This is a genomic window from Amycolatopsis sp. lyj-109, from assembly GCF_046548995.1.
In the GTDB taxonomy this organism is placed as follows: Bacteria; Actinomycetota; Actinomycetes; order Mycobacteriales; family Pseudonocardiaceae; genus Amycolatopsis.
The window spans coordinates 136,596-149,163 of sequence record NZ_JAJPWR010000012.1 but is presented as its reverse complement, the minus strand read 5'-3'; the positions used below and the strand labels follow the sequence as shown (position 1 = coordinate 149,163).

General features: G+C 72.6%; 11 protein-coding genes and 1 pseudogene. 7 read left to right on the top strand and 5 right to left on the bottom strand.

Annotation, left to right across the window (positions count from 1 at the left end; genetic code table 11):
* Nucleotides 1-226: 226 nt before the first annotated feature.
* On the bottom strand, nt 227-1,156 hold the full coding sequence (locus ACLJQF_RS26425; protein ID WP_410612468.1) for an alpha/beta fold hydrolase: 930 nt from the start codon (nt 1,154-1,156) through the stop codon (nt 227-229).
* A gap of 135 nt (nt 1,157-1,291) precedes the next feature.
* Between ACLJQF_RS26425 and ACLJQF_RS26420 the strand changes: the two genes are divergently transcribed.
* From ACLJQF_RS26420 to ACLJQF_RS26410, 3 genes are read left to right on the top strand one after another with little or no spacing between them, the layout of a single operon-like run.
* Complete coding sequence (locus ACLJQF_RS26420) at nt 1,292-1,798, top strand: RNA polymerase sigma factor (RefSeq protein ID WP_410612466.1); 507 nt, start codon at nt 1,292-1,294, stop codon at nt 1,796-1,798.
* Nucleotides 1,791-2,132 carry a hypothetical protein gene (locus ACLJQF_RS26415; RefSeq protein ID WP_410612464.1) on the top strand — a complete coding sequence of 114 codons (342 nt, stop codon included), beginning with the start codon at nt 1,791-1,793 and terminating at the stop codon, nt 2,130-2,132. The genes ACLJQF_RS26420 and ACLJQF_RS26415 overlap by 8 nt, the downstream gene beginning before the upstream one ends.
* Complete coding sequence (locus tag ACLJQF_RS26410; protein WP_410612462.1) at nt 2,129-3,535, top strand: DUF2079 domain-containing protein; 1,407 nt, start codon at nt 2,129-2,131, stop codon at nt 3,533-3,535. The genes ACLJQF_RS26415 and ACLJQF_RS26410 overlap by 4 nt, the downstream gene beginning before the upstream one ends.
* A 49-nt stretch (nt 3,536-3,584) precedes the next feature.
* On the opposite strand, the gene ACLJQF_RS26405 is transcribed toward ACLJQF_RS26410, so the two are convergent.
* The 4 genes from ACLJQF_RS26405 to ACLJQF_RS26390 all read right to left on the bottom strand — a co-directional run bounded on the left by ACLJQF_RS26405 (nt 3,585) and on the right by ACLJQF_RS26390 (nt 6,884).
* Complete coding sequence (locus tag ACLJQF_RS26405; RefSeq protein ID WP_410612461.1) at nt 3,585-3,998, bottom strand: STAS domain-containing protein; 414 nt, start codon at nt 3,996-3,998, stop codon at nt 3,585-3,587.
* Nucleotides 3,999-4,287: 289 nt separating this feature from the next.
* Nucleotides 4,288-5,070, bottom strand: a complete 783-nt coding sequence (locus ACLJQF_RS26400; RefSeq protein ID WP_410612459.1) for an ATP-binding protein — start codon at nt 5,068-5,070, stop codon at nt 4,288-4,290.
* Nucleotides 5,071-5,239: 169 nt separating this feature from the next.
* Nucleotides 5,240-5,734, bottom strand: a complete 495-nt coding sequence (locus ACLJQF_RS26395; RefSeq protein WP_410612457.1) for a hypothetical protein — start codon at nt 5,732-5,734, stop codon at nt 5,240-5,242.
* Between the two features lie 61 nt (nt 5,735-5,795).
* Nucleotides 5,796-6,884 (bottom strand): ANTAR domain-containing protein, encoded by a 1,089-nt coding sequence (locus ACLJQF_RS26390; protein WP_410612456.1) that lies wholly within the window; start codon nt 6,882-6,884, stop codon nt 5,796-5,798.
* Nucleotides 6,885-7,202: 318 nt separating this feature from the next.
* Here ACLJQF_RS26390 and ACLJQF_RS26385 point away from each other — a divergent pair.
* The 4 genes and pseudogenes from ACLJQF_RS26385 to ACLJQF_RS26370 form a co-directional block, all read left to right on the top strand.
* Nucleotides 7,203-7,289: pseudogene (locus ACLJQF_RS26385) on the top strand (hypothetical protein); the annotation flags it as partial.
* 126 nt (nt 7,290-7,415) lie between these two features.
* Nucleotides 7,416-8,033 (top strand): RNA polymerase sigma factor, encoded by a 618-nt coding sequence (locus tag ACLJQF_RS26380; protein WP_410612779.1) that lies wholly within the window; start codon nt 7,416-7,418, stop codon nt 8,031-8,033.
* The gene (locus ACLJQF_RS26375; protein WP_410612455.1) at nt 8,030-9,130 is read left to right on the top strand and encodes a CU044_5270 family protein; all 1,101 of its coding nucleotides are present in this window, start codon (nt 8,030-8,032) and stop codon (nt 9,128-9,130) included. The genes ACLJQF_RS26380 and ACLJQF_RS26375 overlap by 4 nt, the downstream gene beginning before the upstream one ends.
* On the top strand, nt 9,127-12,417 hold the full coding sequence (locus tag ACLJQF_RS26370) for a S8 family peptidase (RefSeq protein ID WP_410612454.1): 3,291 nt from the start codon (nt 9,127-9,129) through the stop codon (nt 12,415-12,417). The genes ACLJQF_RS26375 and ACLJQF_RS26370 overlap by 4 nt, the downstream gene beginning before the upstream one ends.
* Nucleotides 12,418-12,568: the final 151 nt, after the last annotated feature.

Genomic DNA, 12,568 nt, shown 5'->3' with positions numbered 1-12,568 from the left:
CCACGCAGGTCGGCGACGTGCACGCGGTTTTCGGTGGCCGCGGCGTCGATCAGGCCGTTGACTGCGCGGGCTTCGGCGTTGCGTCTCGGCAAGGTCGCGACCACGGACCGGCCCGGCGGAAGCCCGGAGGGGCCGTCCCGAGGCGAGCGCGGTGCGGTCGGCTTCGTCCCACGCTCGGGCGAAGGGGGTGCTGCTGCGGAGCCTCCAGGGCAGGTGATCCGGTTCTTCACCGCAGACCGGCTTGGATCCCGTCGATGGCTCGGAGCATCACTTCGCCGAAGGTGCCGGGCCAAGCGACCGGGAAGTCGTGGTCGAAGGGGACCGGGATGGTGTTCGCGCCGAGCTGGCCGGCGAGCTGGCGTTGCCACCGTGGCGGGCAGACGGTGTCACCCGTGGTGATGACCACCGCGGCAGGGGTGCCGGTGAGGACGCCGAGCCGGCCGCGCAGGTCGTAGCCGGCCACCGCGCGTCCCGTGGCCAGGTGCTGGGACAGCGGGGCCCGGGCGAGTTCGTGCCGGAGCCACGGCCAGCGCGATTCGAATTCCGGAACGCGTCGGTTGGCTCCGAAGTAGCGGGCGGCGACCGAGGTGGCGGCGCCGAAGCGGGGGAGCTGTGCGCTCGCCGCGATCATGGACCAGAAGAGCCGGTCACGCCAGGATTGGGTGTAGGTGAGCGCGGTGGCCGACAGCACCAGCCCGGCGACGCGGTCCGGATGGGCGAGGGCCAGGTGCAGGCCGACCGGACCGCCGAGGGAGAACCCGCAGACGACGACCTTCTCGATGGCCAGCTCGTCGAGGACGGCCACGGCGTCCGCGGCGAGATCCGGGACGGTGAAGGTGCGGGCGTCGAGACGGGTGCGGCCGTGGCCGCGCTGATCGAATCCCGCGAACGGGTAGCGGCGCGCCAGGCTCGGCATGAGGCCGAAGAAGGTGGTGTCCAGGGACAGCGTCCAGCCGTGGAGCAGGAGTACCGGCACGTCGCCCTGCGGGCCGGTACGCAGATTGTCGCGCGTGAACGCGCTGCCCCGCCCCGGCAGCGCGAGCATGCGACCCGCGGGCAGCTCGGGGTGCCAGGCAAGGTCGTCGGCCGTCGGACGGATCGATCGCGCCAGCCCGGCGAGCCGGCGGCGCAGCGGAATCGGGCTTTCGTCCGGCACCCGGCCTCCTGGTCCCACGCAGGGCTTACTGACATCACGCCAATAAGGCTGGAGCAATCCGCCACGCCCTGTCAACCTCCCGGCCCCTTCGACGCGTACTAGAGGTGACGGTGATCAGTTCGAGAGCGAGTTGCGGTGACCGACGATGAGTTCGAAGCCTTCTACGGGCGCTGGGCCGGGCCGATGACCGGCCGGCTCTACCTGGTGACCGGGGACCTGCACGAGGCGCAGGACGCCGTGCAGGAGGCGTTCGTCCGGGCCTGGGACAGGCGCGGCAAGCTCGACCCGGCCAGGACGCCGGAGGCGTGGGTGCGGGTGACGGCGACGCGGCTGGCGATCAGCCGCTGGCGACGCGGGCGGCGAGCCGCCGAAGCGTGGGCGAGGTGGGGCCGGCAAGCGCCTGCCGTGGCCGGTGGGCCGCAGCCCGGTGGGGTGGCGTTCGAGCGGGCGTTGCACACCCTGCCGCCGCGGCAGCGGCTGATCGTGACGCTGTTCTACGTCTTCGACCTGTCGATCGACCAGGTCGCGGCGGAGGCCGGTGTGTCGGCGGGGACGGTCAAGACGCAGCTGTCCCGCGGCCGCGCGGCCTTGGCGCCGTTGCTCGGCGATCGTGCCGGGATGCTGGAGGACCGCGATGCCTGAGCACGACCGGTTCGATTCCCCCGCCGACCGGCAGGTGGGCGAGCTGCTCGGCCGGGTGGCCGCGGACGCCGCCCGCATGGCCGAGCCGGTCGGTGTCGACCGCATCCGCGGGCTTGCCGCCCGCCGGCGGGGCCGGCGGGCCATCGCCTCGGTGGTGGCGGCCGTGGTGGTGTCCGTCGGGGCGATCGCGGTGGTGGCCGCATCGGCACGGGACGAACGAGTCCAGCCGGCCGGACCGCCGTCGCCGGCCATCGGCGCGTCGACCGTGGCGACATCGACGGTCTCGGCTTCTCCGCCACCCAGCTCGACGCCCGGTGGCGGCACTCGTCGATGACCGCTCTCACGACGGCCCGGGGCCCCGATCCGGTCCGGACGGACGACCGATCGGCTGCTCGCACGCCGTACCTGCTGGCCGCGGTCTTCGGCGTCGCCTACACGGTGGTGTCGGTGAGCCGCTACCTCAACTTCCGGACGATGTCCTTCGACCTGGGCATTTTCGAGCAGGTCGTGCGTGCCTACGCCCATTTCGACGCGCCCGTGGCGGACCTCAAGGGCGCCGGATTCGTCATCTTCGGTGATCACTTCAGCCCGGTGACGGCACTGCTGGCGCCGCTGTACCGGCTGGCGCCGACGCCGGTGACCCTGCTGGTCGCGCAGTCGGCGCTCTTCGCCGCCTCCGTCGTCCCGGTCACCCGTGCCGCCGGGCGCGCCCTGGGACCGGGCCGCGGCGCGGCGACGGGCATCGCCTACGGACTGTCGTGGGGCCTGCAGCGCGCGGTCGACTTCGATTTCCACGAGATCTGCTTCGCCGTTCCCCTCATCGCGTGGGCGCTCGAAGCGCTGCTGTCCCACCGTTGGCGCGCCGCGCTGGCCTGGTCCCTGCCGCTGGTGCTGGTGAAGGAGGACCTGGGACTGACGCTGGCCGTGATCGCCGGCCTGGTCGCCGGCGCGAAGGTGCCCGTTCCGGCTCGGACGAGAGTGGTTGCACTGGGAGCTGCGATCTTCGGAACAGTGGCCGCCGTCGTCTGCTTGACGGTCGTCATCCCGGCTTTCAACCCCACCGGGACCTACGGTTTCTGGTCGAAGCTGGCGGGCAGCGGCGCCGATCCGGCAGCCGGCATCGGCGAGCGGATCGAGACGCTGCTGTGGATCCTCGTCCCGACCACCGGGCTGCTCGCCCTGCGGTCACCGGTACTGCTCGTGGCGGTCCCCACGCTGACGTGGCGGTTCGTCTCGTTCGAAGAGCACTACTGGAGCACCGGCTGGCACTACAACGCCGTTCTCATGCCCATCGTCTTCCTGGCTTTGGTCGACGGGCTCCGCCGCTCGGCCGGCTCCGGTCGTCCCTGGCTGCGCTCCTACGCCGGCCACCTGCCCGCCATGGCTGCCGCGGCCGCCATGGCCCTCACGGTCGGCCTCCCGCTCGCCAAGGTCACGACCCAATCCACCTACGAGATCTCCGACCGTGCCCGGATCGCCGCGGACGTACTCGGCGTCATCCCGGACAACGCCACCGTCGAAGCCAACATCGGTCCCATCGCGCAGCTCACCGGCCGATGCCGCGTCTTCTTCATCGGCAACAGCGGCCCCGTCATCCCGGCCTACTTCGCGCTCGAGGACACACGCCGCACCGAAGCGGCCGTACTCGACTACGCGCGGGCCCTTCGCCCCGGCGCCGACTACGACGTGGTCGCGCGCGGCGCCGGCTTCTGGGTGTTGGGGCTCGTGCGCCGGTAGACGTCGGCGAAGCGAGCGACGACGAAGACCGGTGCCCCGGCTGCCGGCCTCAGCCGGCGTCCCAGAGGGTCTTCGCGTGGCTGATGAACTCGGCGCGGCTGCCCGCGGCGATCGCCCCGACCCGGGTGCGGTAGCAGTCCAGGACCGCGTCGAACCGGGTGGCGTGCAGGAATTGCCGCACGGCCGGCCCGTCCCCGGTGACCACCCGTACGCGCGACATGCCGGCGCTTTCGTGCACGGCGAGGACCGCACGTGCCCCGGCCACGGACAGGAAGGACAGCCCGGACAGGTCCAGCAGCAGCACTTCGGGCGGGTACTCGGCGGCGAACAGCTGGGCGGCGGCTTGCTCAAGTTTGAGGGCCGTGCCCGCATCGAGTTCGCCGTAGAGCACGAGGACGACGCCGCCGGAGTCCCGATGCGAAAGCACCACCTCGAGACGCTCGGGCGGGCGGGACTCGGTCACGACCACCACCCCTTCGGCTCGGCGCGGTGGCTCGTCGCGAAGTCACTGGTCATGGTGGACACACCGTCCCTGGGATCAGGTTTGCGGCCCGGTGGAGGCCGTCCGTGGTAACTACCCGATCGGGTGGGGCGCAAACCGGCGCCCGGACGAAGCGCTCACGCGGTCCGCGAATCCGGTCGAGCGAGCCACGTCGTCGCCCGCTCCGGCAGCGGCGGCGGAAACGTTCTCGAAGCGGGTCCTGGTCGCCGTGGGGCAGCAGGTGGCCGAGCCCGAGCACTTGGATCCCCTTTCAGGGGAATCGAGGCCCTTTCCCGGGACGGGTTGCGGTGGTTCCGGCGACGTTCCGGGAGACGAGCAGGGTGGCCCAGACGACCTTGCCGCCGGCCCACGACCGGCTGCAGCCCCAGGCCCGGGCGAACTGGGCCACGAGCTCGAGGCCGAGTCCGGGTTCCGTCGCCGTCTGGCGTTCGTGCAGCTCGGCCGGCCGCGGGTCGTCGTCGGCGACGGCGATCGTGTAGATGCCCCGGCGCAGGTCGACGCGGACCTCGGGGCGGGAGCGGGTGTGCTGCAGGGTGTTCTCCACCAGTTCGGTGACGAGCACGACAGCGTCGTCGATCAGTTCGGGGATGCGCCACGCTCGGCACACTTCGGTGACGAAGTCGCGGGCGAGGGCCGGGGTCGTGTCGGCGCGGGGGAAGTCGCGGACCGCTCGCCGCCGCACCGGGTCGCTGAACCGGCGTTCGGCTTCGGCCGCGTCCCGGTGCACGCGTGCGTAGCGGGCCACCGGCGACCGGCTGAGCACCGCGTGCTGGTCCGGTCGCGCGGTGACGAGCGCGAACGGGATGCCCGGCCAGTCACCCAGCCGCATGGCCACGAGGGCGAAGACGCTGAGCTGCGCGTCGTGGGCGAAGCCGAGGCCGGTAACGTCGGCGATCAGGCCGTCCGGCGCTTCGGTGGCGGCCTTGAGCAGGCCGTTGCGCACGGTGAGGTGCGAGCGCAGGTCGAGGGTGCCGGTCAGGATGAGCACCGTCGACCGTGCCCGCCGGGTCAGTTCCAGCTGCACTTCAGCCATGACCCTCGCCTTTCCGCGGCCGCACGACACGGCCGCAGCGGACGCCAGGGGAGTGGCTCGTCATCGTCTTCTCCGGGTCAGGGTAACCCCGTTCGGGCCGATCTATGCCTGCGTGTCGCGGCCGCTGCGTCGAGGTGCTCGAGGCGGACGTCAGGCGAGGGTCGGCAGCTCACCCACCGGCGTCTTCGAAGCAGCTCAGCGTGGGGAGCGGCGCCGCGGTGGGGTCCGACAGTTCCGTGACCCACACCAGCAGGTGGGTGAGGACCCCGACGACCTCCGCCGGGGTGCCGCGGGTGGCGAGCTCGACGTGGATGTCGCGGCTGGGAACATCGTGGTTGAGCGCGGCGAGGAGGGCGCGCAGCGCCGATCTCGGCCCGGGCGGCAGCCGCTCCACTTCGGCCGGCTCCCCATGGTCGTCCTCCACGACGACGGTGAACACCATGTCGGCGTCCGCGCGGTGCTGGGTGCGGATCGCCCGGGTGCACCGGGCGACCAGTTCGCCGACGACAGACGCGGGGACCTGTGCGGAATCGGCGCAAGCCAGGACGCCCAGTGCCTCGGCCACGTCGTCGTAGGCGCCCACCGTGGCGGCGTGGAGCAGGTCGTCGGCGAACTGCCGGACGGACACGCCCGGCTTCGGTACGAGATCTCGGTTTTCGGTCATCGGGCCGAGATACCCGGGGCGACCGCCCTCAACCGGGAACCGGGACGTCGGATCTGCGGCGTCACTCGCCTTCGGCGGGTGCCGGCGCGGGGTGGTTGCGGACGAGGGTGGCGGCGATGTCGGCCAGTTTGACGTTGAGGTCCTGGGAGGTGCGGCGCAGCAGGTGGAAGGCGGCGTCGGCGTCGATGCCCTGACGCGCCATCAGGATCCCTTTGGCTTGCCCGATCACGTCGCGGGAGGCGATGGCGCGGTGGAGGTGGGTGCGTTCGAGTCGGGCGATCTCGGTGCCGTGGGCGTGCTGGAGAGCCAGTGAGGCGTGGGTGGCCAGGAGCAGGGCGCGATGGCGGTCGGTTTCGGTGATGCCGCCGCGGTGGGCGTAGATGTTGAGGGCGCCGCTGAGCCCGGCGCGTTGTGCGGGCAGCAGAGCGGTGGAGAGGACGGCGCCGAGGCCGTGGGCGGTGGCGACGGCGGCGAACTGCGGCCAGGCGGAGGTCTGGGCGAGGTCCTGGTCGAGGGCGTAGGCGGGGCCGTCGGGGTGGGCGGCGTCCAGGCAGGGGCCGGATCCGGTGCGGTACTGGACGTCGTCGAGGTCGGCGGCGATGTCGGGGATTTCGACCGGGGTGAAGTAGCGTCCGCCGGGGTCGCGCAGGGTGATGCTGACCAGGCGGGCGTGCGGGACGACGACCGTCGTCGCGGCGACCACGTGCTGGAGGGCTTGGCTGACGCTGGTGGCGTCGAGCAGGATCCGGGTGAGTGCCGCCAGCTGGTCTCCGAGGTGCCGTTCACGGCCCGGCGCCGGGGCGTCGGCGAGCGCTTCCGCCACGCTGGCGTGCACGGGCAGGGTCCCGGCGGGCAGGCTGCTGTGCAGGATGCGGGCGTTGAGCGCGTCGGGGTCGAGCAGGACCGCCGCGTGAACGCCGTCCCGCGCCCGGCGCACCGCGAATTCGCCGAGCGCCCGGACTCCGGCGGCGGAGAGGTGGTCGACGTCGCGCAGGTCGAGCACCACCAGGTGCGGTGGTGGGAGCGTGACGGTCGCGTCGAGCAGTTCGGCCAGTGTCGCCTGCGCTGTCTCAGCTCCGAGCGTTCCGCTGATCCGCAGGATGAGGGCTTGCTCGGCGTCCACCGCCACGACTTCGGCTCCGGCACTCATGTGTCCCACCGCCCCGTCCATTTCGGGCCGGAATACCCAGCGCGGCGCGTTCGCAATCGGGTGACCGTGGGTGTGCCGGCGTGGTTTTCACCCGACGTCCTCGCCGTGCTGCCCACCGGAGCCGGCAAGTCCGCGATCTACCCGGTGCCCGCGCCGCTGTGGACGGCCCGGCCCTGGTGGTGTCGCCCCTGATCGCCCTGCAGACGACCGGATCGAAGGCATCGAGGGCAGCCCTGCAGCCGGCCGAGCTGGGCCCGCGGGTGGACGTCTCGGCGGCCCAGCGCACGCTGGCGGTGAACTGTCGAGGCCGCCGAAGCCCACCAACGGCTGATCCGGTCGCGCGTCGAGATGATGCGCGGCTACGCCGAGACGACCGGCTGCCGCCGCCAGTTCCTCCTGGGCTACTTCGACGACCACGGCTACCCGACGCTGTCCACGGCCGCGATCCTCGAACACGGCCTGCTCACCGCCGTCGACCGGGATCGACCGGGGGTTGGGGAACCTGAAACGGGGGTGGTGGCAAAGAGGGGCATGACATCGTTGCGTTCTGTGGGAGACAGCGATCCGCCGGTGGCCGGGTTGCCGGAGTCGGACGCGGAGCTGGTGGCCGGGGATGCCGAGCGGTTCGGGGTGTTGTTCGATCGGTACGCGGGGGCGCTGCACCGGTACTGTGCCGGCCGGGTCGGTGCCGGGGTGGCGGAGGACGTCGTTGCGGACGTGTTCTGCCTGGCGTTCAAGCAGCGGGATCGGTACGACGCCGGCCGGGTGAACGCCCTGCCTTGGCTGTACGGGATCGCCACCAACCTGTTGCGGCGGCGGTGGCGGCAGGAGGTTGCGCGGTATCGCGCCATGGCGAAGGTGGTGCCGCCTCTTGCCGGGAGTGACGAGCCTGCGCAGCGGGCTGTCGACCGTACCGATGCCGCCGAGTACGTGCGGTCGATCACGTCGGCGCTCGAACAGATGCCGCGCCGGCAGCGGGACGTGCTCCTGCTCTTCGCATTGGCGGACCTGGACTACGTCGAGATCGCCACCGCGCTCGGGATTCCGGTCGGGACGGTGCGGTCCGCACTGCACCGGGCCAGGAAACGGCTGCGTGACGTCCTTCCCGCCCATGCCAACCTGTCCGACTCCCGGGAGATGACCTCATGAGCACCCAGCAAGCACCGGACGAGGAGCACGAGATCACCCTGCTCCGGTCCGTCCTCGAGACCCCTCCGCCGGACAACGACAGCCTCGCCAGGATGCGCGCGAAGGCCCTCCGGTCGATGCAGGCCCCGCCGGCACCCCGCTACCGGGGGCGCGTGGTGCTCGTCGCCGCGTCGGTCACGGTGGTCGCGGGCCTGGGCATCACCATCGCGGCGCAGCCGACCGACGGCGGCGCTCCCTCGACCGCGCTTCCGGCCAGCGGCGGTCCGGCCCGTCCCGGCAGCCCCACCCCGCTCGTCGGCGCGGACACCCCGGCTCGCGAGGCGCTGATCACGCTCGCCGCGCACACCAGTGGCCTCCGGCCGCTGGCGGTCCGGCCCGGCCAGTTCGTGTACTCGCACACGCGCGGTCAGGTCGTGAACGGGATCCCGGTGGGCGCGGACGGCGAGGCCCAGGTGGTCTCGGAGAACGAGACCAAGGCGTGGTTCGCGGCGGACGGGCTGCGGACCGTGCGCATGGAGCTGGCGACCGACCTCAACGCACGCCCGTCGACGGACGAGGACGCGCGCAAGCTCGCCGCCAACGGCAAGTCCCTGCCGAAGCCGCACACCCAGGTGTACCCGAACCCGAACGGCAATCCGAAGGAACAGCTGCCGGTCGACCAGCCGAGGGAACCGGGCGTCGACCACCCCACGCTGTCCTGGGTGGCGAGTCTGCCCACCGACCCGGAGCAGCTGCTGGCGGTGTTCCGGGCCGCCGCGGGCCCGAGCACCAAGCACGATAGCGACTACCTGACCTTCAAGACCGCCGCCGGCTTCGCCGCCCGTGCCGACGCTCTGCTGACGCCGGCGGCCCGCGCGGCGTTGTACCAGGCCATCGCCCTGCTGCCGGGCATCGAGCGGGTGCCGGGCCAGGTCGACCTGTCCGGCCGCGCCGGCGTGGCCATCGGACGGAACGCGGAAGGCTTCCGCTACGAGATCATCCTCGACCCGGTGACCTCCCGGGTGATCGGCACCAGGATGGTCGCGACGGCCGGGACCGTGATCGCCTGGTCCAGCACCGACCAGGTGGTCGTCGACTCGGTGGGGGCGACCTCGTGACGTGGCTGATCGGACGACGCCTCGGCCGCGCGGCGCTGTCCGTCGTCGCGGCGCTGGCCGTCGTGGTCTCGCCACCGGCCGCGTCCGCGAACGGCATCGCCGCCGCCGCACCGGCGCCGCCTCCCGGGAAAACCGTCACCCTCGTGACCGGCGACCGGGTGACGCTCACCGGCCGGGACGACGTACGGGTAAGACCCGCGCCGGGCCGCGAGCACGTCGGTTTCGAGCAGCGGATCGACGAGAACGGCCACAGCGTCGTGGTACCTCGCGACGTCGCGGCGCTCGTCGCGAGCGGACAGCTCGACCCGCGGCTGTTCGACATCTCGGCACTGGTCGAGGCCGGCTACCACGACGAAGCCCGGCGGGACCTGCCGCTGGTGGTGACCCACACCGGCGGCATGCGTGCCGGGCTCGCGGCCGTAGCCGGCGGCCGCGAGCTGCCCAGCATCGGCGCTACCGCCATCCGCCCGGCCAAGGACGCGATGTCCTCGGTGTGGGCCGCGCTGGACGCCGGGGGCGAGACGACCGAGACGACACTGTCGGCCGGTGTCCGGCGGGTGGCGCTCGACGGTCCGGTGCACGCCGACCTGGACCACAGCGTGCCGCAGATCGGTGCGCCGCAGGCCTGGCAGGCCGGGTACACCGGCGGCGGCACGACCGTCGCCGTCCTCGACACCGGCCTCGACACCACCCACCCCGACCTCGCCGACGCGGTGGCCGGGACCAGGGACTTCACCGGAAGTCCCAGCGGCACCGACGACCGGGCCGGCCACGGCACGCACGTCGCGTCGATCATCACCGGCAGCGGAGCGGCCTCGGCCGGCCGGTTCCGGGGCGTCGCTCCCGATACCCGGCTCCTGGTGGGGAAGGTGCTCGACGACAACGGCGACGGCACCGAGTCCTCGGTCGTCGCGGGCATGGAATGGGCGGCCGCGCAGGGGGCCGACGTTATCGCGATGAGCCTCGGCGGGCCGGTGGCCCCCGGCAAGGGCTCGAGCATGGACGTCCTGTCGGAGGCGGTGAACCGGCTGACCGCGCAGTCGGGCGCGCTGTTCGTGGTCTCCGCCGGGAACAGCGGTCCGCGCGGCGGGTCGGTCGGCAGCCCCGGCGTCGCGGACGCCGCGTTGACGGTCGGGGCGGTGGACGGTAGCGACGCGCTGGCCGATTTCTCCAGCCGTGGCCCGCGCGCCGGCGACGGCGCCATCAAGCCGGACATCACTGCGCCGGGGGTGGGCATCGTCGCGGCCCGCGCGAAGAACGGGCGCATCGGGACGCCCGTCGACGACGAGTACACGGCCTTGTCCGGCACGTCGATGTCGGCACCGCACGTGGCCGGCGCGGCGGCGATCCTCGCCGGGATGCACCCGGACTGGGACCCGGCGCGGCTGAAGTCCGCGCTGATGGGCAGTGCCGCGCCCCGCGACGGGCTGACGGTGTACGAACAGGGCGCCGGCCGGGTCGACGTCGCGAGGGCGGTCAGCCAGCCCGTGCAGGCCACCCCGGCGAGCGTCTCCCTCGGAGAGGCACGGTGGCCGCACGGGGACGACAAGCCGATCCCGACGGTCCTCACCTACCGGAACAGCGGCACCACCCCGGTCGCCCTGGACCTGGCCGTGGCGGTGCGTGACGGGGCCGGGAACCCGGCGCCCGCCGGGATGTTCACCGTGGCGCCGCGCACGCTCGAGGTTCCCGCGGGCGGGCAGGCCACCGCGACGCTGACCGCGGACACCTCGGTCGACGGCCCGGACGGCACCTACGGCGGCACGGTCGTCGCCACCGGTGCCGGAACCGTGGTCCGCACCCCGCTCGGCCTCCAGCAGGAGCCCGAGCGCCACGACGTCAAGCTCGACTTCCTCGACTGGCAGGGAAAGACCGCACAGCTCGCGGACTACCGGTTCGTCGCCCTCGACCAGCCCGCGGCGTACCTGGCCTCCGTGAGGACCGGGTCGGCCGTCGTCCGGCTGCCACCCGGCCGGTACTTCTTCCACGCCACCGTCCTCGGCCGGAACGCCGGCAACGAGCTGATCCGGGCGTTGTTCGCCGAACCGGAGATCACCGTCACCGGGGACACCACGATGGTCATCGACGCGCGGGACGCCAAAGCGGTCGGTATGCAGGTCGACCGGCCGGACGCCGGCGACTCCGAGACGATCCAGTCGTTCCTGCGCACGACGCCCCACGGCGAGACGGGCTTCCGCGACTTCGGTTCGTTCGACAAGGTGTGGGTGCGGCCCTCGGCCACGAGCGCGCCCGAGTTCACGTTCACCGCGGAGGGTCTGCTCGCCCGGCGCGACGGGCAGGGCGGCTTCACCGGCAGCCCGTACCTGTACCACCTCCGGTGGGCAGAGCAGGGCCGCGTGCCGGCCGGGCTCGTGCGGCGCTTCGCCGATCGCGACCTCGCCGCCGTCCGGTCCACGCACGCCGCGAGCGGCAGCGGCGAGATCGGCGAACGCGACTACACGGTGCGGGCGCCTCTTCCGTTCACGCTCCAGGAGTACTACAGCCCCGACACGCCCTGGGCGCGCTTCTTCGGCAAGCCCGCGGAAAAGCCGCTGTACGAGTGGTACACGCAGACCGTGCCGCGGACGTTCCGGCGGGGCGAGTCCGTTGCCGAACACTGGAACACCGGGGTGTCGGGGCCGGCTTTCCCACGCTATCCCGGGTCTCCGGCGGAATGGGCGGGCCGGACCGGCGACACGGTGTACTTCGACCTGTGGCCGTTCAGCGACCCGTCGGCCGGCCACTATGGACAGTCGGTGACCGCCTCCGCCGAAACCGTGCTGTACCGGGGAGACGAGCGGATCGGCACCCAGCCGTGGGTGGGCTACAGCGAGTTCGACGTGCCACCCGAGGAGAACACGTACCGGTTGCACAGCGAGGCGGTGCGGAGCGGCTCGGCCGAGCTGTCCACGAAGGTCACCGCGGACTGGACGTTCCGTTCGGGCACCGTGCCGGGAGCCGAGGTGCGGCCCATCCCCATGATGGCGGTGCGGTTCACGCCGCGGCTGGACGACCACAACCGCGCGCCGGGAGGTGTCCCGTTCCTCGTTCCGGTGCGGGTTGAGCACACCGACGAGCACGCCCGCATCACCTCGGTGACGGTACGGGTGTCCTACGACGATGGCGGCACCTGGGAGACCGTGCCGGTGCGGCGCGGCGACGGAGAGTGGCTCGCCGGCCTGCGACACCCCGCCGGGGCCGCCTTCGTGTCGCTGCGGGCCACCGCGACCGACGGTGCGGGCAACACCGTCGACCAGACGATCATCCGCGGGTACCGGCTGAGGTAGCCCGCGCGTCGACAACCGAATGTCATGAAGGGCACCCTCATGGACTTGAAAGCCATGAGGGTGCCCTTCATGACCCCGGTCACAACCCGGCTGCAACCGGGGTGCGGTACGCATGCCGGGTGGCGCGCGGCTCCGCGGGCCCGGACGCAAG

Bases quoted from the DNA above. Each gene is read 5' to 3' on its own strand.
- ACLJQF_RS26415 (WP_410612464.1), top strand. From the start codon at position 1,791: ATGCCTGAGCACGACCGGTTCGATTCCCCCGCCGACCGGCAGGTGGGC.
- ACLJQF_RS26410 (WP_410612462.1), top strand. From the start codon at position 2,129: ATGACCGCTCTCACGACGGCCCGGGGCCCCGATCCGGTCCGGACGGAC.
- ACLJQF_RS26400 (WP_410612459.1), bottom strand. From the start codon at position 5,070: ATGGCTGAAGTGCAGCTGGAACTGACCCGGCGGGCACGGTCGACGGTG.
- ACLJQF_RS26395 (WP_410612457.1), bottom strand. From the start codon at position 5,734: ATGACCGAAAACCGAGATCTCGTACCGAAGCCGGGCGTGTCCGTCCGG.
- ACLJQF_RS26390 (WP_410612456.1), bottom strand. From the start codon at position 6,884: ATGAGTGCCGGAGCCGAAGTCGTGGCGGTGGACGCCGAGCAAGCCCTC.
- ACLJQF_RS26380 (WP_410612779.1), top strand. From the start codon at position 7,416: ATGACATCGTTGCGTTCTGTGGGAGACAGCGATCCGCCGGTGGCCGGG.
- ACLJQF_RS26375 (WP_410612455.1), top strand. From the start codon at position 8,030: ATGAGCACCCAGCAAGCACCGGACGAGGAGCACGAGATCACCCTGCTC.